The organism is Arthrobacter sp. MMS24-T111, from assembly GCF_054888995.1.
Map to the genome: position 1 here is coordinate 1,745,368 of NZ_JBTZRO010000001.1, position 20,631 is coordinate 1,765,998.

The following is a 20,631-nucleotide window of genomic DNA, read 5'->3' on the forward strand; positions in this document are numbered from 1 at the left end:
CCGGAACGGTGCGGGATCGCCGTTCCGTTCCGGCGGTTACGCACACCTCCGGCGATTTCGGTGGACCGGGTCAGGCGACGGTGGCCGGATCAGGCGATGGCGACGGCGGGGGCGTGGATCAGTGACCGGCGCAGCTGGGGAGCGGCGTCCAGCCGGTCCTGGGCGGCGCGGAGTCCCAGTACCGCCGCCTCCAGTTTGTCCGGTGCGAGCGTGAAGGGCAGGCGCAGGTTGCGTTCAAAGGCGCCGCCGATCCCGAACCTGGGGCCGGCCGCGAGCCTGATGCCGAATTCCGGCGCCAGGACCGTGAGGGCCGTGCTGATGGGGGCGGGAAGCCTGCACCAGACGGAGAGGCCCCCGGCGGGAGGAGTCGTCTGCCAGGTGGGCAAGTGTTCCGCGAGCAGGCCGAGCAGGGTTGAGCGGTTGCCCCGCAGCGTGTGCAACAGTGCGGGCAGCGGCTCCTCAAGTGCCCGCACCAGGTGGGCTGCGGCCAGCTGCTCCATGACGGGGCCGCCCAGGTCCAGCGTGGTGCGCGCGGCGGCGAAGCGCTGGATCATCGTTTCGGAGGCTCGGATCCACCCGGTGCGCAGGCCGCCCCAATGCGACTTGCTCAGCGAGCCGATCGATACGATTCCGCTGCCGAAGCCGGCCAGCGGGGTGGTGGCGATGCCGTCGAGGTTGAGGTCACGCAGCGTTTCATCCGCCACCAGCACTGTTCCGGATGCGGCCGCCGCGCGGGCCAGCAGGCGCCGTTGTTCGTCGGGCATGATCATCCCTGTGGGGTTGTGGAAGTCCGGCACGAGGTAGGCGAGCTTGGGCCGCTGCTGGACCAGGGCCGATTCGAGGGCCGGCAGGTCCCAGCCGGACTCGGCGAAGGCCACCGGGACGGGGCGGCAGCGTGCCGAACGGATGGCATCCAGCGCGTGGGGATAGCTGGGGTGCTCCACCAGGATCCTGTCCTGCCGGTCGGCCAGGGTCCGGATGATGATGGTCAAGGCGTGCTGGGCTCCGGACGTAACCATGATCTGCCCCGGCTGTGTCGGCACACCGGCAGCTGTGTACCGGTCCGCAACTGCCTGGCGCAACGGCAGCAGCCCCAAGGCGTCGTAGCCAAACCCCGGCAACAGGGCCGGCAGCTCCGTCAGCGCTGCGGCAAAAGCCCGGTGCACCACTTCGCCGCTGGCGGGCAGTGCGGAATAGGCCAAATCGATCAGCCCTTCGGGGGCGGTCAGGCCCGGTGCCGCCAGCGGGGACGCGGATTGGGGTTGCGGGCCAAATAGCGCCGGCCCGAACGGGGTCAGTTCGGGGATGCGGGTCTTGCCCCGGCTGCCTTGGCCGGTGCTCAGGAAGCCCTGGTCCCGGAGGGTGGCATACGCCGCCGTAACGGTTGTCCGGCTGACCCCGAGGACGGAGCTGAGCGAGCGCTCGCTGGGCAGTGCGGTATCCAGGGCAATCCGGCCGTCCAGGATCAGGAGCCGTACTACGTCCGCCAGCTCGCGGTAAGCCGGCCCCGTGCCGCTGTTCCACGGGCCGAGGAGGCGGGACAAAGCCTGGGGAGTGAGGACAGCCATAGAGCCAGTATCTCAAACTGGCTATGTATTCCAATGCCAGTTGCGTGGAATGGTTGTTTACATGATGACCCGCAGACTCCTCCAACTCTTCACCGGCCTGGCCATGTACGGCATTTCGCTGGCCATGTTCATCCGTGCCGGCCTGGGCCTGGACCCCTGGGATGTGTTCCACCAGGGCGTGGCCAACCGGACCGGTTTGAGCATCGGGGTGGTGGTTATCGTGGTGAGCTTCCTGGTGCTGCTCCTGTGGATTCCGTTGCGGCAGCGGCCAGGCTTCGGCACGCTGTGCAACGCGGTGCTTGTGGGAGTGTTCGCGGACATTGGACTGGCGTTGATCCCGCCGGTTTCCCTCCTGGCCGGCCAAATCGGCCTCCTCGGCGGGGCCATCGTGCTGAACGGCATCGCCTCCGCCTGCTACATCGGGGCACGTTTCGGGCCCGGCGCGCGGGATGGTCTGATGACCGGACTGGCCCGCCGGACCGGCTGGTCGGTCCGGCTGTCCCGCACCCTCATTGAGGTGACCGTGCTGGCCATCGGGTGGCTGCTCGGCGGCTCCGTGGGCGTGGGCACCGTGGTTTATGCCTTGGCCATCGGCCCCTTGGTCCATGTCCTGCTGCCGCGCTTCATGGTTCCTGCGGCACCGCCGAAAGCGGCAAGCAAGCCGGCTCCCGCCAATTGCTGAGTCCCCGCCAGGCCAGCTGCTGTCAGTCAGGCACCGGCTGGCACTGGGGGCAGAAGTAGATGTCCCGCTCCTCCTCGCCGTTGGGCTTGCCCAGGAGGCCGCGCTGGATGGGCGTTCCACACTTGAGGCACGGCCGTCGTTCCCCGCCGTACACCCAATAGCCGGGCCTGCCGGCCATCCTGCCTACAGGAAGGCCCCGGGCATTGAGGACCGTAACGCGGCGGCCCGGTCCCAGGTTGGCCTCTAACAACTGCTTTGCGTCGGTCATCATGGTCCGCACGTCCGCGACGTCGGCCACGGGCGTGGCGGGATGCACCCCCGACAGGAAGCACGCCTCGCAGCGGTAGATGTTGCCGATGCCCGCGAGATTCCGTTGGTCCAGCAACGCCACGCCGATCGGTACCTCCGGGCGGGACCGGACACGGCGTTCGGCTTCATCCAGGTCCCAGTCCGGGCCCAGGAGGTCCGGACCCAGGAATCCCACGACGGAGTCCTCGTTGGCCGTGGCCACCACTTCCAGGATTCCCAGGGAGAAGCCGACGGCGTCCGCAGCGGCCGTCCGCAGTACGCACCGGGCGGTGAATCCGGGCTTCCGCCACCGTCCGCCCGGCGGGTAGACCTGCCAGGCCCCTTCCATTTTCAGGTGTGAGTGGATGGTCAGCCGCTTGTCCTCCGGGCCCAGCACCCGCATCAGCAGGTGCTTGCCGCGCGGGACCACCTCCTCGACGGTCCACCCTGCAAGGTTCAGCGTGGCAAACCGCGGCACACGAAAATCCGAGGCAAGCAGCGCCTGCCCCGCCAGGGCCTGGTGCAGTTGACGGGCCGCCCGCCAGACGGAATCCCCCTCAGGCACGGATCCTCAATCCCTTTGGCGTGGAGTAGGCGCCCGCGGCGCTGAGGGCCGCGGCAACGGGGGTATCCAGGATTCCCTGCCCGTTCACCTTCTCCATGATCAGTTTGTCCACGGCTCCCCGGGTGACCACCCCCACCAGGGCAGCGCCGGCAGCCGCCAGGACGGCGGCGTCATCGCTGAATGCCAAAAGGGTCTTGCCACCGCGTTCCACGTACAGCACCAGCGCACCATCCACCAGCACTACCAGCGCACCCGCCTTCCGCCCGGGACGGTGCCCGGTACCGGCGTCGTCCCGCAGTGCGGGCCAGGGGAGTGCGGCGCCGAAAGGGTTGGCGGGATCAGTGGCTGCAAGGGCCAGGGCCACCGGTTCCGCCTTGGCCAGTTGTGTGTCCTCCGAGTAGGAACGGAGCCGGTCCACGGTGGCGGGAACGGCGAACTGGGCGGCGCCGAGGTGTTCGATGAAGTAGCCGCGCCGGCACCGGCCGGCCTCCTCCAGCCGCGCCAGCACCTTGTACATGAGCCCGAAGCCGCCGAGGATTTGTTCGGCCATGACCGAGCCCCTGGTGACCACGCCATAGCGGTCCAGCAGGAGTTCCGCGGTGGCGCGGGCGTGGATGGTGGCATCGAGTTCGGGCTCGGGAAGGGCGGACCAGCGCCCGGCTGCCGTAGGAGGCGTTGAAGCGCCCTGCGCTCCGTACCGGCCGCCGGCCAGCCCGGGGGAGCCCATCAGGCCGGTGCCGTGGGAGCGGCCCAGCCGGCTCAACCGCGGTGCCCGGGCGCGCGGGGCACGGGCCACCTGCCGGTGCGCTGTATGTCCGCCGGCGATCAGGGACCGGACCGGGGCGAATGTGTCGCCGGTAATCCTGCCGGCCCATGCGAGTTCCCACAGCGCGGTGACCACCTCCTGGTCGCTGAGGACGGCATCCATGCCGCCAGCCACTTCGGTGAGCTGCCGGAAGAAGTAGCCGCCGCCGTTGTTCCGCAGGTGGTCCAGGAGGCGCCGGCCGGCATCCCCGGGCTCGAAGTCAGGGGCAGGATTGAGCGTCAACTCCGCGGAATCAGCGAGGTGGAGGCTGATCCAGCCGTCGTTTCCCGGCAATGATCCGGCGCCCGACCACAGGACCTCACCTGCCGCCATGAGTTCATCCAGCATGGCGGGCTGGTAGTTGGATACCCGGCTTGCCAGGACCAGTGGCTCCCAGGCCGAGGCGGGAACGGGGACCCCGGAGAGCTGGTCGATGGCGGTGATGATGCCGTCCAGGCCGCGCAGGGAGGGTTGGCCGCGCCCGCCGCCGGGGGCCCTGACATGCTGCCAGGACGGCAGGAAGCGCCCATAGGCTGCGGCGTCCACCGGTTCCACTTCGGCGCGGAGCGCGGCCAGGGAGCGGCGGCGGAGCTTGCGCAGCACCTCGGCGTCGCACCATTCGCTTGCAACCGCCTGCTGGCCGTCAGGTGCGGAACTGCCCGATGGTGCCGGTTGACCAGCCGGCCGGCTTTGATCCCCCGGCCCGGATTCGTGCCCGGCCGGCTCCAGTGGTGGGGCCTCGGGCGGGGTGACGTGGGGCCGGAATTCCCCTTCCACGACGCGTCCGTCCGCTGCCAGGCGTTTCAGCGCCGTGCCCACCACGGCAACGCCCAGGCCCAGCCTGGTGGCGGCTTCGGCTGCGGTGAAGGGACCATGCGTCCGGGCATACCGGGACACGAGGTCGCCCAGCGGATCGGCAACGGGCTCGATGAAGGCCAATGGCACACCCATGGGCAGCGGCACGCCAATGGCATCGCGGAGGCGTGCGGCATCCTCGACGGCGGCGAACCGCTCAAACCCGCCGATGTTGACCTTGATGGCGCGATTGGCGCGCTGGAGCGCGGCAAGGTGGGCGGCCGCGTCGGCGATGGTGGCGGGGGTGTCGGGCTGCCCGGTTTCGGCGGCCTCAACCTCCGGAGAGGTTTCGGCGCCCCCAACTGCCGCGGTGGTCTCGGCAGACTCAACCGCCGGGCCCGTGCCCTGCAACCGCGCGGCTGCCTCTTCCGGCGCGAGCGGGCCCAGCAGCCGCAGGAGATCGGCCACTCCCTCCATGCCCCGCGCACGCCGGTCCGGGGTCAGCCGTTGCAGTTCGCGTTCGGTGGCCTCAATGACCTTGGCGTCCAGGAGTTCGCGCAGCTCCACCCGGCCCAGCAGTTCGTTGAGCAGCGTGGAGTCCAGGGCCAGGGCCGCGGCCCGGCGTTCCGCGAGCGGGGAATCGCCCTCGTAGAGGAACTGGGCGACGTAACCGAAAAGCAGGGACTTGGCGAATGGCGAGGGCTGTTGGGTGGTGGTCTCCACAATCCGCAGCTCGCGCCTTTCGACGGAGGCGGCGATGTCCTTCAACGCCGGCAGATCGTAGACGTCCTGCAGGCATTCGCGGACCGTTTCGAGCACGATGGGGAACGTGGGGTACTTCCTGGCCACGTCCAGCAGCTGGGCGGACCGTTGGCGCTGCTGCCAGAGCGGCTGCCGCTTCCCGGGGGTCTGCCGGGGCAGCAGCAGCGCGCGGGCCGCACACTCGCGGAAACGCGAGGCGAAGAGGGCGCTGCCGCCCACCTCGGCGGTGACGATCTGCTCCAGTTCCTCCGGGTCGAAGAGGAACAGTTCGGCGCCCGGCGGCTCGTCTTCCATCATGGGCACCCGCAGGACGATGCCGTCGTCGGCCGCCATGGCCGAGCCGTCCAGCCCATACCGCTGGTGAAGCCGCTGCCCCACCGCGAGGGCCCATGGCGCATGGACGGGCATGCCGAACGGGCTGTGCAGGATCACGCGCCAGTCGCCCAGTTCGTCGTGGAACCGCTCCACCACAAGCGTGGTGTCGCTGGGGACCACCTCGGTGGCCTGCTTCTGCTCGCTGAGGTACTGGATGAGGTTGTTGGCGGCGAAGTCGTCCAGGCCGCTGGCTTTGCACCGTTCGGTGGCCGGGCCGGGATCGGACGCGGACAGTTCGCGGACGAACGCGCCCAGGGCGCGGCCCAGGTCCACCGGGCGCCCCAGGGAGTCGCCCTTCCAGAACGGCAGCTTGCCTGGCTGGCCGAACGCGGGGGAGACCAGGACGCGGTCGTGGGTGATGTCCTCGATCTTCCAGCTGGTGGCGCCGAGGGCAAAGACATCGCCCACCCGCGACTCGTAGACCATTTCCTCGTCGAGTTCGCCCACGCGCCGGCCACCCTTGGGCCCACGCGCCGGTTTTCCGTCCTCGGCCGGGGACGCCGAGCCTTCCGCCTCGGTGCCGATGATGTAGACGCCGAACAGTCCGCGGTCCGGGATGGTGCCGCCGGACGTGACGGCCAGACGTTGCGCGCCGGGACGGCCCTCGATGGTGCCGGCATTCCGGTCCCAGATGATCCTCGGGCGGAGCTCGGCGAATTCGTCGGACGGGTACCGTCCCGCCAGCAGGTCGAGGGTGGCCTCGAACGCGGAGCGGGGGAGGGACGCGAAGGGAGCGGAACGGCGCACGGTGCTGAACCATTCCTCCACGTCGATGCTCCCAAGGGCCGTTGCCGCCACCGTCTGCTGGGCCAGGATGTCCAGCGGGTTGGCCGGGATGGCCAGCCGCTCGATCTTCCCATCCAGCATCCGTTCCACGGTGATGGCCGTGTGGACCAGGTCCGCCCGGTGCTTGGGGAACAGGACGCCTTGGGAGACCTCGCCCACCTGGTGGCCCGCACGGCCCACCCGCTGCAGGCCGCTGGCCACCGACGGGGGCGATTCCACCTGGACCACCAGGTCCACGGCGCCCATATCGATGCCAAGTTCCAGTGAGGACGTGGCCACCACGCACCGCAGCCGCCCGGATTTAAGATCGTCCTCGATCAATGCCCTCTGGTCCTTGGAAACGGAACCATGGTGCGCCCGCGCCAGTACCGGATCCGCGCCGGCGGAACTGCCCGCTTGCGCCATCATGTGCGCGGGTGTGGCCGTTGAAGCGGGAAGGCCCGACGACGGTCCCCCGGGGTGCCCGGCGCGGCGTCGAGCCCTTCCGGAGCGGCGTCGTCCCAGCCGCCGCCCACGGCCACCAGTTGGCGTTCGGCGTAGATTTCGTTGAGCCGGGCGGTGAGGCGTTCGGCGAGGCGCCGGGAATTCGCGAAGACGATGGTGGACTGGTTAGCCAGCACCAGGTCAACAATCTTTTCCTCCACATGGGGCCAGATGGATGCCTGCGGCTGCAGGCCGGAAGCGGGCCCGGAGTCGAACGCCCCCGCAGCGCCCTGCAGGTCCGACATATCCTCCACCGGCACCGACACCGTGAGGTCCCAGTTCTTGCTGGCCGGCGGCGCGACGATCTCCACGGGGGCCGAACCGGCCAGGAACTGCGCCACGAGTTCCCGCGGCTCCACGGTGGCGGAAAGCCCGATGCGTTGCGCAGGTTTGGGCAGCAGCGCATCGAGCCGCTCCAGGGACACCGCAAGGTGGGCGCCGCGCTTGGTTCCGGCCACGGCATGGACCTCGTCGATGATGATGGTGTCCACCTCGGTGAGGGTTTCGCGGGCCCTGGAGGTGAGCATGAGGAACAGCGATTCGGGGGTGGTGATGAGGATGTCCGGGGGGTTGCTGAGCAGGGCCCGGCGGTCTGCTGTGGGGGTATCCCCGGACCGGACGCCCACGGTGATCAGCGGTGCCGGGAGCCCCAGCCGCTTGGCCGTTTGCGTGATGCCGATCAGCGGCGAGCGGAGGTTGCGTTCAACGTCAACGCCCAACGCCTTGAGGGGCGAAATGTAGAGGACGCGCGTTTTGCGTTTGGGTGCCCGGGACCGCTTTCCTTTGGCCGGGGTTTCCGCTGCGGGATCGGGGGGCACCGGGGCTGTTCCGAGGAGGCGGTCCAGGGCCCACAGGAAGGCGGCGAGGGTCTTGCCGGACCCGGTGGGTGCCACCACCAGTGCGTGGGAACCTGACGAGATGGCAGTCCAGGCCCCGGCCTGGGCCGGTGTTGGTTCGGAAAAGGCGCCCAGGAACCAGTCCCGGGTGGCGCGGCTGAACTGGGCCATGGGCGCAGCGGAGCCGGAAGCGCTGCCGGCAGGACGCTGTTCCTGGTTCATGCCTCCATCATGCCCCAAGGCACCGACACCGGGTTTCGACGCCCGCCGCGACCCGGCGTGGATGCCGGACCGCGGCCAGGGCCGCCGGGCCGTGCGCGGTCAGGCCGGTTGGAACGCCCCGATGGAGAGCAACGTGATTTGCGCGTTGCTGCAGGCCTTGGTGGGCTGCGGGAGGAACAGGGAGTCGGTGTCCTCGGGCGGGTAGACCCGGTAGCCGGCGGCATCCACCGGCGAGCAGTCCATGTAGTTGCCGGCCTGCGTGTAGCGCAGTACCGCGGTGCCGGTCTGGCCGGGGGCCAGCAGGACGTCAACCACTCCCGCGGAGTCGTCGCGCGTGGCCGGGGCTCCGATCGGGGCCCCTGCGGCGTCCGCAACCAGGGAGACGCCGGCGAACCCCTTGAGGATGCAGGGTTCGGTTCCCTTGTTGGTGAGGTTGAGCTTCATGTAGACGCTGCCCGCCGCGCCACCGCCGGAGGCATCGGTGGCTGCCGTGAGTCCGGCCGCCTTGCACAGGGCAGGTGCTCCGGCGGCGCTGGTGCCGGGGGCGGGGATTCCGGCGTTGTGGCAGGTGCGGAGGACGACGGCGGGGCCGGGGATGCCGACGACGTGGGCGACTGGCTGGCCTGCCCGGTCGCGGGTGTCGTCGTCGTTTGGGACTGCGGCTGGCTTGGAGCGCACGCGGTGAGCAACAGCGTTGCCGCTGCTGCCGCCGTCGTCAGGGCAATCGCCTGGGAAATTATCTGAGACCTCATGGCACCACCTTCGCCGTACCGGTTGCCCGCGTCAACGATGCCACCTGCCTTGGCGGCAATTTGATGCCCGGATCGTGATGATCCGGTCACTGGAGGGCTCCCGCGGGACGGCATCCGGCATCCTCAGTCTGTCTCCGGTCCGGTGCAGTACGGGCAGTCCTCGGGGCACTCCGTCATGCCGGCACCCCTGCCAGGTCCAGGCCGTCGGCGATGTGGAACAGCCGGCGGCCCCCGGCGGGCGCGGTCACCCACACGATGCTGCCGTCGTCCGTCCTGTCATCCACCACGCCGCTGAAGGCCACGCGGCCGTTCCTGCGGAGTTCCACCAGGTCGCCGGTCTCGACCGGGTCCCAGCGGACAGGGCTTTTTACGCGGCTCGTCATTGAAGTCACGGTTATTCCTTTGCACGGCGTGGTTGCGGCGGCAACTGCCGCCCAATGAAGCCATCAAACAGGGACGCTGCCGCCCAACTCAATGGAGGAGTGACCACGCCCCACGCTTCTTCTTTGTGCAGGCCTCCAGCGGCTCGGTGCAGGGGTCCGGAAGGCCCGTGTGCCACGGGGAAGGGCGGGGTTAGACTGCCTGCGTAAGCGTCGGCGATCGAAGGAGAAGTTCATGGACTACACCGGAAGCCAGTCGGAAAAGGCAGTCACAGCCGGTGAACTGGGCCGCAGCCACATCGGGCAGACAATCAGCTTCCAGCCGAATGAATTCACGGTGGTCTTCGGTAAGCTCGCAGGAATCGCGCGGACGGAAGCCATGGTCTACATCTCCCTGGCAGGGGTGGGAAACGGCACGCACCTGAAGGATGAGTACGACCTGCCGGCTGCCCACGAGGTCTTCGTTCCCGTGGACGTCATCACCAACGCCGAATCCACCATCAAGGATTTGTTCGGCAAGGTCCAAGAGAACCTCCGCGGGACCGGCCACAAGGGCGGCGAAGACCGGACAGACCGGCTGTAGCCCGGAAACCTGGCTGATGGCCGGCATCGTTTTCGATGCCGGCCATCAGTGTTTGGGACGCCAGTGCACCATATCTCTGTTGGAAGGAACATCATGGGCAACGAAGCTGCATGGCAGGAAACCACTACCGCGGGCCGGTTCGCCGGCAGGACCGTCATTGTCACCGGTGCAGGCTCGGGCATCGGTCAGGCAACCGCGCTGCGCGTCGCCAAGGAGGGCGGCCGCGTGATCGCGGCGGACATAAGCAAGGAACGGCTGGATGGCCTTGCAGCCGGGAACCCCGGCCTGGACCTGGTTGCCGTTACCGGTGACATCTCCACCGAAGAGGCTGTGGCGGCAGTGGTGGCGGCTGCCGGCGGCAGGGTGGATGCGCTGGCCAACGTTGCCGGCATCATGGACAATTTCGCCCCCATCCACGAGGTGGACGACGAGGTCTGGGAGCGGGTCTTCCGGATCAACGTCACCGCGCTGATGCGGCTCACCCGTGCGGTGGTGCCGCTGATGCTGGAGGCGGGCACCGGCTCCGTGGTCAATGTCTCCTCGGAGGCCGGGCTGCGGGGTTCCGCCGCGGGTGCGGCCTACACGGCCTCCAAGCATGCAGTGGTGGGCCTCACCAGGAACTCGGCCGTCATGTACGGGCCGTTGGGGCTGCGCTTCAACACCGTGGCGCCGGGCGCCACCATCACCAATATCGAGGCGAACTGGGGCTCGGAGCTGGCGGCAGGGCGGCTGGGTCCGCTGATGCAGGCGAACATCCCGACACCCGCCACCGCTGCGCAGCTCGCCGCGTCCATCACCTTCCTGCTCAGCGACGACGGCACGAACGTCAACGGCGTCGTGCTCGCTTCCGACGGCGGATGGTCGGCACTGTAGCGGGCAGCACCGCCGTCGGCAGGCCCTTAAAGCCAAGCGGACGACGCCGGGTGCGGCCCGTCGTCGTCCGCCCACCAGGGCAGCACCCAGAGGTGCTGCCTAGTACGCCTTGACGCGCTGGTCCACCACGAGGTGGATCAGCGCGAACGTGCGGTCCCGGTCGATGGCGGCCAAGGCGGCGTCCAGGGCCGCCGGCACGTCGCGGTCATCCGTGACCGTGATGCCGAAGCCACCGAACGCCGTGGCCATCAACCCGAAGTCCGGGTTCTTGAGTTGGGTGCCGGAGACCCGCTGCGGGTAATGCCGTTCCTGGTGCGTGCGGATGGTGCCGTACTCCTGGTTGTCCATGACCACCACCAGGGGTGTGGCGCCATACTGGGCGGCGGTTGCCAATTCCTGGCCGTTCATGAGGAATTCGCCGTCCCCCGCGATGGTCACGACGCGCCGGTGCGGCTCGGCCAGCGATGCGGCAATGGCGGACGGGATGGAGTACCCCATGGAGCCGTTGCGGGCACTGAGCATGGACGCATAGCGGCGGGTGGGGAAGTACCGGTGCGCCCAGTTGGTATGTTCGCCGGCCCCGAAGGTCACCACGGCGTCCTCGGTAAGCCGGGGCACCAGGTTGGCCATCAGGGTGTCCATCCTGGCCTGTCCGGCCCCCGGGGCAGCGGGTGGCAGCGCGGCGAAGCGTTCCTGTTCCGCCCGCATCCGGGCCGTCCAGTCACGCCACTCGTCCTTGACCGGCAGGGTGACGCCCTGGAGGTCTCGCACGAAGGCCTCCGGTTTGGCCAGGATTTGCCGGGAAACCGGGCCGGACCGTCCGCGCAGCGACGGGTCCACCGTGACCAGGAAGTTCTCCTTGGTCCAGTCCTGCCGGCAGACGAAGCCATCAGTAATGACATCGCCTGGGACCGTGCCCACAAAGACCAGCAGGTCGGTTTCCTCCAACAGGTCGTAGGTAGGCCGGGGGCGGCCGTACCCGATAGGGCCCACGTAGGACGGCGAATCGAAGGGAACTGTTCCCTGGGTCCGCCACTCGGCAGCGGCCGGGATGTGGTGCCGTTCCAGCCACCCGGTGAGCTGGAGGGCGGCTTCCTGGGTCCAGTCGTTGCCGCCAGTGACGAACAGCGGCTTGCTGGACCTGGCCAGGGCGGCTTCAAGGGCTGCGGAATCCGTGCTGCCCATGCCGCCGGCTGCCACGGGGATCGCCGGATGCAAGGCCGGGCTGACCTGCCGCCGGATCACGTCCTCCGGCAGGCCGACCACCACGGGGCCGGGCCGTCCGCTCATGGCCGCGAACATCGCTTCGGCCACGATTTCGGAGGCCCGCTCCGGGTGGTCAAGGACCATGACCCGCTTGGCTCCGGTATCGAACCAGGACTTGATATCGAACTCCTGGAACGCCTCGCGGTCCCGGTGCGCAAACGGGATGAGCCCTACGAAGAGCAGCATGGGGGTGGAGTCCTGCCAGGCGGTGTGCAGTCCCACATGGGCGTTGGCGGCGCCCGGCCCGCGGGTCACCATCGCCACCCCGGGACGCTGGTTCATCTTGCCGTCGGCCTCGGCCATGTAGGCGGCGCCGCCCTCATGGCGGCAGACGATGGTTTCGATGGCGGACCCGTGCAGGCCGTCCAGCACGTCAAGGAAGCTCTCGCCGGGAACAACGTAGGTGCGCTCCACGCCATGCGCCACCAGGGAATCGACAATGACATGCCCGGCGGACTTCAGGGTTGGCTGCGCGTTCTCCGGCACGTTTGGGCGGAGGTCCTGCGGGTCATCGACGACGGCGGCGGGCTGGGAACGGGATGCGGTCAGGGAGGGCTGCGGCTCTGGAGTCATGTTCTTTCTTTGGTTCGAAGGGTGGCGGAAGGTCCGGGTCAGGTGATGGGTGTCCGGTTGGCGATGACGGGGGAGGTGCCGGTGTAGCCGTCGCGGGTTTCGGCGATGTGGCGGATGCGGGTGCGGCAGGCGTACCAGCCGGCGGTCATGAGGATGGAGGCGATGGCGGTGACGAGCATGGTCAGGGGTGAGTCGATGAAGACCATGACGAGGACGCCGATGAGGAACAGGAGGGAGAGGTAGCCGGTGTAGGGGGCGCCGAACATGCGGAAGGTGGGGCGTTGGACCCAGCCTTTGTCGGCCCAGCGTTTGAGTTGGATTTGGCACAGGACAATGGTGGCCCAGGTCATGATGATGCCGACGGAGGCGATGTTGAGGACGATTTCGAAGGCGTCGGCGGGGACGAGGTAGTTCAGGGGGACGCCGAGGAGGGAGACGGTGGCGGTGATGGCGATGCCGCCGTAGGGGACGCCTGCTTTGTTCATGCGGGAGGCGAAGCGGGGGGCGGAGCCGTTGACGGACATGGAGCGCAGGATCCGGCCGGTGGAGTAGAGCCCGGCGTTCAGGGAGGACAGGGCGGCGGTGAGGACGACGAGGTTCATGATGACGTCTACGCCTTGGACGCCGATGGAGCCGAAGAACGTCACGAAGGGGCTGACGCCTTTTTGGTAGGTGGTGTAGGGGAGCAGGAGGGCGAGGAGGATGACGGAGCCGACGTAGAACACGGCGATGCGGAAGACCACGGAGTTGATGGCTTTGGGCATGATTTTTTCGGGGTTTTCGGTTTCGCCGGCGGCGGTGCCGACGAGTTCGATGGAGGCGTAGGCGAAGAGGACGCCTTGCATGAGGATGATCATGGGGAGCAGGCCGGTGGGGAAGATCCCGCCGTGGTCGGAGAGGAGGCTGATGCCGACTTGCTGCCCGGTTACGGGGGTGCCGAAGATGACGAAGTAGGTGCCGATGATCAGGAAGGCGACGAGGGCGGCGACTTTGATCAGGGCGAACCAGAATTCCATTTCGCCGAAGACTTTCACGGAGACGAGGTTCAGGGCGAGGACGACGACGAGGGCGGTCAGGGCCCAGGCCCACTGCGGGACCTCGGCCATCCAGGGGATGTAGTTGCCGAAGAAGTGCATGTAGAGGGCGGCGGCGGTGATGTCCACGATGGTGGTGGTGGCCCAGTTGATCCAGTAGAACCAGCCGGAGACGAACGCGGCTTTCTCGCCGAAGAATTCGCGGGCGTAGGAGACGAAGGAGCCTGAGGAGGGGCGGTGCAGGACCAGTTCGCCCAGGGCGCGGAGGATCAGGAACGCGAAGAACCCGCAGACCGCGTACGCGATGACCAGGGACGGGCCCGCGGCGTTCAGGCGGCCGCCGGCACCCAGGAACAGGCCGGTACCGATCGCACCGCCGATCGCGATCATCTGGATCTGCCGCGGCTTGAGGTTCTTGTGGTAACCCTTGTCCTCCGCGTGCAGGGAAGTCTCAGACGCATGCGCGTGACCACCATCAATCAAATGGTCCGGCTCAACCTCGTCATTGGGGTTGTTGGGCATGGGGATTCCTTTCGATCCGGAAAAGATCTTGTTGGTTGGGGAACTTAGAAGACTGACCAGCCGGTGCGGTCGGAGAGGTCGGCCAGGGCCGCCGTGCCCGCGAGGGAATTGCCTTTGGCGTCCAAGCGGGGGCTCCAGACGCAGATGGCGCACTGGCCCGGGACGATGACCAGGATGCCGCCGCCCACTCCGCTTTTGCCGGGCAGGCCCACGCGGTACGCGAACTCGCCGGCGGCGTCATACATGCCGCAGGTCAGCATGATGGAACCGATCCGCTTGGCCTCGCTCGGGGACAACACGGCCCCCGGGGCTCCCTGGCCGTCGTTGGCAAGGAACAGGCCCGCCTTGGCCAGCTGGACGCAGGTCATCATGATGGAGCACTGGCGGACGTAGTTCTCCACCACTGCCGCGGCCGGCTGGGTGAGGTTGCCGAAGTCCTTCAGGAAGTGGGCCAGGGCCAGGTTGCGGCTGCTGCCGGCCAGTTCACCGGCAGCAGCGGCCTCGTCAATGTACGGTGCCGGACCCCCCTCCCGGCCTGGTTGTCCTCCGGTACCCGCCTGCCGGGTGAGGAACTGCAGGAGGTGCCCGACGGCGTCGGACGTCTCTTCCATCAGGTGGTCCGTGACCACCAGGGCGCCGGCGTTGATAAAGGGATTGCGCGGGATGCCGTGCTCGGCTTCGAGCTGGACCAGCGAGTTGAAAGCTGTTCCGGATGGTTCGCGCAGCACCCGTGACCACAGCATGCCGGACCGGCCGCCCTGCAGCGCCATGGCCAGGGTGAACACCTTGGAGATGCTCTGGATGGAGAACGGGACGTCCGCGTCGCCGGAGCTGAAGACCTTGCCGGAGGTGGTGGCAACGGCGATGCCAAAACGGTTGAAGGGAACGGCGGCCAGGACTGGGATGTTGCCGGGTACGGCACCGGCTTCCTTCCGGGGCCGGTGCTCCCGGACGATTTCCTCGAGGAGGATGTCCAGGGGCGGTGCGCTGAGTGTCGTGGTCATTTCCTGCCTGAAGTGTTGTTGGAGGCAGCCCACTCCTGGAGATGGAGCAGTGCCACCAGTGAGTCCCGGGGACTGCCGAAGTTGATGCCGGTCACCCGGGCGGCCTTGGCCACCCGGTAGTAGACGGTGTTCTTGTGGAGGTTCATGCTCCTGGCGCACTCGGCGACGTCGAAGGCGGCGTCGAAGTAGGCGCGGAGGGTGGCGGCGAGCTCGGCGTCCTCCTGCAGGAGGGCGGCCAGGCTGCGGTGCCGGAAGGGCGAGGCCTGGAAGTTGCGGACCGCCTCGCGGTACAGGATTTCCGCTTCGAAATCGGCCACTCCCGCCACGGTGCCGGGTTCTGCGGTGCCCACGCAGGCCAGCAGCGCCTCCGTTACACGGGTCACCGTGTGGAGGGACAGCAGGTCCGGCACCAGGGGGCCGACGGCGGCGAACGGGGTGATGCCGAGGTGTTTCCGGGCGTCCCGGACGATTGCCTCGGCCAGGGACCGAAGCCCCGGCTCCGCGGTGCTGGACTGCAGGTCCGGGACGATGATGGCCGTGTCACCGTTGAACTGGCCCACGACGGCGGAAGCCTTGTACGCGGCCGCGTGGATGGAGGCGAGGTTGGCCAGTTCGCCGTGCTTGAGGGCGGCGTCGTCGGCCCGCGAATCGGCGTCGGACATGCCCATCAGGATGAGCGCGGCAGGAGCTTCGGACGGGATTTTTCCGCTGTGCGCACCGGCGGCGGCTTCTGCCGGACCCGACAGGATCCGCGCAATCCGGTCTTCCCGCATGTGGACCGACTGCTGGTTGCGGTAGCGGATCAGTTCGGCCGAGACGCGGGCAGCGGACCCGGTCAGGACATATTCGACGTCGGGCCCGAAGCCTGCACCGGTCTCCTGCAGCCAGATGTATCCCATGATCCGCTCGCCGGCAAAGAGCGCGATGGCAACCCGCTCCCGCAGCCCGTCCTGCGGCCTCGCCGGGACGCGGACGGGTTGCCGGGTGCGGTGGAGTTCCCGGTAGGCGCCCAAGTCCTTGAGGAGCAGTTCGTACTTCCGTGGGCCGCGGCGGGCCAGGATGGACGCCTTCCGGAGCTCATCGATGTCATTGGTGACCGTGGAATAGGCAAGGACTTTGTTGGCCGCATCCTCAATGAGCACGTGGCTGGACGTGAGCCGTGCCGTGGTCTGGGCGATCGCAAACAGGTCTTCCTCGAGCAATGTCAGGACTTCGCTCTGGTAGCTGCGCGGCTGGATCCGGTCCTTGGCAATCGACAGCAGGCTGTCCCAGTCTGCAGCAGGATCCACCAGCAGCAGCCCCGACCCCGCTGCGCGCAGGAGCTCCTCCGCTTCGGCGAGGTCGTCCCGGCGGCCTTTCAGTGCGACCACCGGGGGCGGATCCTCCAGGAGGCGCCGGAGGGCCGGCAGGGCGGACCGGCCGCGGACCCCGATGAGCAGGACGAAGGCTTTGGCGGCGTCCACCGCCTCATCGTCGGCGTCGACGATCAGGAACCGTTCGATGTCCGGCGCCGAAGGGCCGGGCCGGAGGATGAGGCTGGCGAAGCCAAGGGGAAGATCCGAGAGGATGTCATCCACCGTAACCGCGGCCATGGTTGTCCTTTTGCGTTGATCCCGCCGGACGGCTTTGTCCGGTCACCTCATGCTATCCAGCCGCAGGGGGCAGGATTATGGAATCTGTTCCAAGACAACTGGCCCGTTTTTGGTTTCCAGTCTGAGGCGGACGCGCTGCCGGGGAAACGGCGTGCCCGTGCGGCAACGCCCAATGGCGGGCCGGCACGGCCGGCCCGCCATTGGTGCGGTGTGAGGGTGTGCCCGGGGTGTCTAGATCCAGGCCGGTGCCGCGGGCACCGGGGTGACGGATCCGGCGTCGTGCCTTGCCGTGGTTCCGTCCGTGCCGCGGCCGGTGGCCCACTGCGCGATGGCGGCCAGTGAACCGGAGACCACGGTGGGCGACGCGGCCGCGGTGTCCCCGAAGGCCAAGTCCGTCCCGTCCACGGTGACGAGGAGTCCGGCGTCGCTGCCGCGGGTGTGCCAGGCGCCGCTGATGTCCGTGAGCAGCCGTTCCAGGACGGGGGCGGGGATGTCCTTGAAGGTGGCCCCGTTGTCCAGGTCCACGGCGTGGACCCAGACTTCGCGGGTGCGCATCCACACGGTCTCCTCGGCCGGGACGGTCCTGCCCTGGACGGTTTTGACCTTGTGGTGCCAGTTGTCGGCGGGCAGGTCGCGCCATTCGACGTTCAGGTGCACGGCGGAGTGGTCGAAGAGGTTCCGCAGGGCGATTGGGGACAGCGTCGCGCCGAAGTCGATCTCGTGGTTGCGGACTTCCACGGACGGGTACATGGGTGTTTCCATCCCGGTGGCAGCCCACTCGACCAGGCGGGCGATGGCCCGGGCGTTGTAGCCCACGTGGGCTACAACGTGGCGGCGGGTCCATCCCGGCAGCAGCGAGTCCGCGTCCAGTTCCGCGTCGGGAAGCTCGTTGAGCTTGCGGGCGAAAAACGCGGTGCCGCGCCGGGCCTGCAGCAGCCCGTCGAGCAGGACGGGGTCGGTGGCCTGGTCGTGCCGGGCAACCATCAGGCTTCCTTGACCACGCGGTTGGTCAGCCGGCCCAGGCCCTCGATGGTGGTGACCAGGACCTGGCCCTCCTGCAGGTAGCGCTTGGGATCCTGGGCGTGGCCCACACCGCCGGGGGTGCCGGTGGCGATCACGTCGCCCGGGTTGAGGGTGATGATGGTGGAGATGTAGGCGACCAGGAATTCGGGGGTGAACACCAGGTCCGAGGTGGGGGTGGACTGCTGGACGTCGCCGTCCACGGCGGAGGTCATGAGCGGGCCGGGCGTGAATTCGTCCTTGGTGACCAGTGCGGGGCCGAACGGCGTGGACTTTTCCCAGGTCTTGCCCTGCAGCCACTGGATGGTGCGGAACTGGTAGTCGCGCATGGAGATGTCGTTCAGGACGGCGTACCCGGCGATGTGGTCCACGGCTTCGGCTTCGGGGATGCGCCGGCCGGCCTTGCCGATGACGACGGCGAGTTCTGCTTCCCAGTCCACGGTGTCCGATTCCTGCGGCAGGGCCAGGTCATCGTTCGGTCCGATCAGGGATTCGGCGTACTTGGCGAACAGGGTGGGGTACTCGGGAACCTCCCGGCCCATCTCCTTGATGTGGTTGCGGTAGTTGTGGCCCACGCAGATGATCTTGCCGGGGTAAGGCACGACGGCGGCGAGGTCGGCGCCGTCGTACGCGTGGGTTGCGCCGTTGGCTTCCTTGGCGGTGGTTTCCCAGTTGGGGTCCTTCAGCAGGGCCCCGACGTCGGCGAACCCCGGGATTTCGGTGAGGGTGTCGCCGTCCTGGCGGACCGCCGTCGTGCTCTTGCCGTTGCCTGTGCCGTTATCCAGGCGGAGGGTGAGGAGTTTCATTACTTGGTGCGTCCTTCGATGTAGGTGCGGTTGAAGTTCAGGCGCTCAAAGATCGGTGCGTCGCTGAACCGGAACAGATCAAACTCAGATTCGGCCTGCAGCGACCAGGCAGCCCAGGACGGGACCACGAAGAGGTCGCCCTTGGCCAGCTGCTTGGTTTCGCCGTTCAGGGTCACGGTGCCGGTGCCTTCGAAGACCTGCCAGACGCTGGAGCCCACCTCGCGGACGGCTTCGGTGGTGGCGTCGGCGCGGAGCCGGTGGAACTCCGCGCGGATGGTGGGCATGACGTCCCCGCCGGTGGTGGGGTTGGTGTACCGGATGGCGGCGTGGCCCTGGGACACCGTGGCCGGGTGGCCTTCGTCCTCAAGGAGCAGCTGTTCGCGCAGCGCGGCGTCGGTGTACTTCCACCGGTACGCGGCGATGGGGGAGTTGGTGGTGTCATCGAGCCCCGAGAGGGGGCGCAGCCCTGGGTGGGCCCAGAGCCGCTCGGAGCGGGAGATGTCCGGGGTGGCCTCGTCGGTGACGCGTTCGGTGCCGAACTCGAAGAACCCGGCGTCCGCGTAGTGCACGAATGGGATGTCCAGGCCGTCAATCCACGCCATGGGCTGGTCGGTGTCGTTGTGGTGGCCGTGGAAGTTCCAGCCCGGGGTGAGCAGGAAGTCGCCGCGGGACATCCGGACCGGGTCCCCGTTCACCACGGTCCAAACCCCTTCGCCTTCGACGACGAACCGGAACGCGTTCTGGGAGTGGCGGTGCTCCGGGGCGGTCTCACGGCCGCCCAGGTACTGGATGGCGGCCCACAGCGTGGGGGTGGCGTACGGGGTGCCGGCCAGGCCGGGGTTGGCCAGCGCGATGGCGCGGCGTTCCCCACCGCGGCCCACGGGCACCAGGTCCCCGGCGCGGGCGGCCAGCGGGTACAGGTCCTCCCACCGCCACACGTGCGGAACGGCCTTCGGGGACGGAACCATAGGCATCAGGTCCGCGATCTCCGTCCACAACGGAATCAGGTTCCCTTTATCGAAATCCTTATACAGCTGCCCCAACTGGGCAGCCTCTTCCGGAGTGGGCTCGGGGACATGGTGCTCCTGGGCCACGGTTTCATGTGTTTGGTTTTCAGCGCTGATGGACACTGGCCTTCTCCTTGCGTGCGGACTGACTGCGGCGTGGATTCGACCTTAGGGAAAGCGGGCTGTGATCCCCAGCATATTCTGGCTGGCAGAATATTCCTCGGAGTGGCGTGTCCGCCCGGGTCAGCTCCCCACTGCGCCGTCCGCCGGGTTGGCAGCGATGTCCAGCTCCAGCTGGCGCCGGGTTTCCATCATGACGCCCACCAGCCCGGCGTCGAACAGTGGCCGGAACCTGGCTACCGGCGTGGCTACGCTCAGCGCACCCACCACCATTCCCTTCCCGTTGTGCAGTGCCATGCCAAAGGCGCTGATGCCTTCCTCCGTGCCCTCGAAGTTGGCCGCGAAGCCGTTGGCGCGCACGGATTCAAGCTCGCGAAGGAACGCCGGATACTCGGCCTCGGGGATGTAGTCGCCCGCGAGCTCAGCATTCGGGCTGCGGAACAGCTGCTCGAGCATGGCGGGATCCATTTCGGCCAGGATGGCCTTGCCGCCGGAGGCCTTGTGTGCCGGGAGCAGCGTGCCCTGGCGGTCGCCAACGCGCAGGATGTTGCTGCTTTCCACCGTGTCCAGGAAACGGACCTTGGTGCCCACCCGGATCATGAGGTTCACGGTCTCGTTGGTGCGGGCGCACAGCAGTTCCATGTGCGGCCGGGAGATGTCGCGCAGCTGCCGTGTCCAGCTGAACCCTGCGGGTCCGGCCCCCATGGCGGGACCGGGAACGTACCGCCGCGTTTCGTCCTGCACCGCGAAGCCCCGGTACACCAGCATGGCCAGCAGCCGGTGTGCCGTGGAGGGTGCCACGCCGAGCTCCGCCGCGGCGTCCTTGAGCCGCAGGCTCCCCACGTCCCGCAGCAACTGGAGGAGTTGCAGGGCGTTGTCCACCGCCTCGATCGAGTAGGTGGGTTTCCGCCGGGCAGGAAGATTCTGCATGA

Annotated in this window: 17 protein-coding genes; 3 read left to right on the forward strand and 14 right to left on the reverse strand. The window is 68.3% G+C overall.

The features are described from left to right. Nucleotides 1-89: 89 nt before the first annotated feature. A complete protein-coding gene (yczR, locus tag ACX5I6_RS08180; protein ID WP_461840130.1) occupies nucleotides 90-1,568 on the reverse strand; it encodes a MocR-like transcription factor YczR in 1,479 nt (492 codons plus the stop codon). A gap of 61 nt (nucleotides 1,569-1,629) precedes the next feature. Between yczR and yczE the strand changes: the two genes are divergently transcribed. Next, a complete protein-coding gene (gene yczE / locus ACX5I6_RS08185; protein WP_461840131.1) occupies nucleotides 1,630-2,250 on the forward strand; it encodes a membrane protein YczE in 621 nt (206 codons plus the stop codon). Between the two features lie 22 nt (nucleotides 2,251-2,272). Here the strand turns inward: yczE and ACX5I6_RS08190 are convergent, their stop codons facing one another. The 5 genes from ACX5I6_RS08190 to ACX5I6_RS08210 all read right to left on the reverse strand — a co-directional run bounded on the left by ACX5I6_RS08190 (nucleotide 2,273) and on the right by ACX5I6_RS08210 (nucleotide 9,302). Beyond that, nucleotides 2,273-3,103 carry an Fpg/Nei family DNA glycosylase gene (locus ACX5I6_RS08190; RefSeq protein WP_285247367.1) on the reverse strand — a complete coding sequence of 277 codons (831 nt, stop codon included), beginning with the start codon at nucleotides 3,101-3,103 and terminating at the stop codon, nucleotides 2,273-2,275. Beyond that, nucleotides 3,096-7,034 carry a DNA glycosylase AlkZ-like family protein gene (locus tag ACX5I6_RS08195; protein WP_461840132.1) on the reverse strand — a complete coding sequence of 1,313 codons (3,939 nt, stop codon included), beginning with the start codon at nucleotides 7,032-7,034 and terminating at the stop codon, nucleotides 3,096-3,098. The genes ACX5I6_RS08190 and ACX5I6_RS08195 overlap by 8 nt, the downstream gene beginning before the upstream one ends. Then, the gene (locus ACX5I6_RS08200) at nucleotides 7,031-8,167 is read right to left on the reverse strand and encodes a DEAD/DEAH box helicase (protein ID WP_461840133.1); all 1,137 of its coding nucleotides are present in this window, start codon (nucleotides 8,165-8,167) and stop codon (nucleotides 7,031-7,033) included. Before ACX5I6_RS08200 ends, ACX5I6_RS08195 begins: the two co-directional genes overlap by 4 nt. 99 nt (nucleotides 8,168-8,266) lie before the next feature. Next, the gene (locus tag ACX5I6_RS08205; protein WP_461840134.1) at nucleotides 8,267-8,845 is read right to left on the reverse strand and encodes a DUF4232 domain-containing protein; all 579 of its coding nucleotides are present in this window, start codon (nucleotides 8,843-8,845) and stop codon (nucleotides 8,267-8,269) included. 247 nt (nucleotides 8,846-9,092) lie between these two features. After that, on the reverse strand, nucleotides 9,093-9,302 hold the full coding sequence (locus ACX5I6_RS08210) for a hypothetical protein (RefSeq protein ID WP_461841688.1): 210 nt from the start codon (nucleotides 9,300-9,302) through the stop codon (nucleotides 9,093-9,095). A 232-nt stretch (nucleotides 9,303-9,534) separates the two neighbouring features. Between ACX5I6_RS08210 and ACX5I6_RS08215 the strand changes: the two genes are divergently transcribed. Both ACX5I6_RS08215 and ACX5I6_RS08220 read left to right on the forward strand, forming a co-directional pair. Further along, nucleotides 9,535-9,882 (forward strand): hypothetical protein, encoded by a 348-nt coding sequence (locus ACX5I6_RS08215; RefSeq protein ID WP_285247370.1) that lies wholly within the window; start codon nucleotides 9,535-9,537, stop codon nucleotides 9,880-9,882. A 93-nt stretch (nucleotides 9,883-9,975) separates the two neighbouring features. Further along, nucleotides 9,976-10,755 carry an SDR family NAD(P)-dependent oxidoreductase gene (locus tag ACX5I6_RS08220; RefSeq protein ID WP_461840135.1) on the forward strand — a complete coding sequence of 260 codons (780 nt, stop codon included), beginning with the start codon at nucleotides 9,976-9,978 and terminating at the stop codon, nucleotides 10,753-10,755. Nucleotides 10,756-10,854: 99 nt separating this feature from the next. On the opposite strand, the gene ACX5I6_RS08225 is transcribed toward ACX5I6_RS08220, so the two are convergent. The 8 genes from ACX5I6_RS08225 to ACX5I6_RS08260 form a co-directional block, all read right to left on the reverse strand. After that, nucleotides 10,855-12,594 (reverse strand): thiamine pyrophosphate-dependent enzyme, encoded by a 1,740-nt coding sequence (locus ACX5I6_RS08225; RefSeq protein WP_461840136.1) that lies wholly within the window; start codon nucleotides 12,592-12,594, stop codon nucleotides 10,855-10,857. Nucleotides 12,595-12,632: 38 nt separating this feature from the next. After that, nucleotides 12,633-14,150 (reverse strand): amino acid permease, encoded by a 1,518-nt coding sequence (locus ACX5I6_RS08230; RefSeq protein ID WP_285247373.1) that lies wholly within the window; start codon nucleotides 14,148-14,150, stop codon nucleotides 12,633-12,635. A gap of 44 nt (nucleotides 14,151-14,194) precedes the next feature. Further along, complete coding sequence (locus ACX5I6_RS08235) at nucleotides 14,195-15,154, reverse strand: glutaminase (protein WP_285247374.1); 960 nt, start codon at nucleotides 15,152-15,154, stop codon at nucleotides 14,195-14,197. Then, nucleotides 15,151-16,746 (reverse strand): PucR family transcriptional regulator, encoded by a 1,596-nt coding sequence (locus ACX5I6_RS08240; RefSeq protein WP_285247375.1) that lies wholly within the window; start codon nucleotides 16,744-16,746, stop codon nucleotides 15,151-15,153. The genes ACX5I6_RS08235 and ACX5I6_RS08240 overlap by 4 nt, the downstream gene beginning before the upstream one ends. Nucleotides 16,747-16,977: 231 nt before the next feature. Continuing rightward, nucleotides 16,978-17,730, reverse strand: coding sequence for a maleylpyruvate isomerase family mycothiol-dependent enzyme (locus ACX5I6_RS08245; RefSeq protein ID WP_285247376.1), 753 nt, complete (start codon nucleotides 17,728-17,730; stop codon nucleotides 16,978-16,980). Beyond that, nucleotides 17,730-18,572 (reverse strand): fumarylacetoacetate hydrolase family protein, encoded by an 843-nt coding sequence (locus tag ACX5I6_RS08250; RefSeq protein WP_285247377.1) that lies wholly within the window; start codon nucleotides 18,570-18,572, stop codon nucleotides 17,730-17,732. The genes ACX5I6_RS08245 and ACX5I6_RS08250 overlap by 1 nt, the downstream gene beginning before the upstream one ends. Then, complete coding sequence (locus ACX5I6_RS08255) at nucleotides 18,572-19,702, reverse strand: cupin domain-containing protein (protein ID WP_461840137.1); 1,131 nt, start codon at nucleotides 19,700-19,702, stop codon at nucleotides 18,572-18,574. The genes ACX5I6_RS08250 and ACX5I6_RS08255 overlap by 1 nt, the downstream gene beginning before the upstream one ends. 120 nt (nucleotides 19,703-19,822) lie before the next feature. Next, complete coding sequence (locus ACX5I6_RS08260) at nucleotides 19,823-20,629, reverse strand: IclR family transcriptional regulator (protein ID WP_285247379.1); 807 nt, start codon at nucleotides 20,627-20,629, stop codon at nucleotides 19,823-19,825. Between the last annotated feature and the right edge of the window lie 2 nt (nucleotides 20,630-20,631).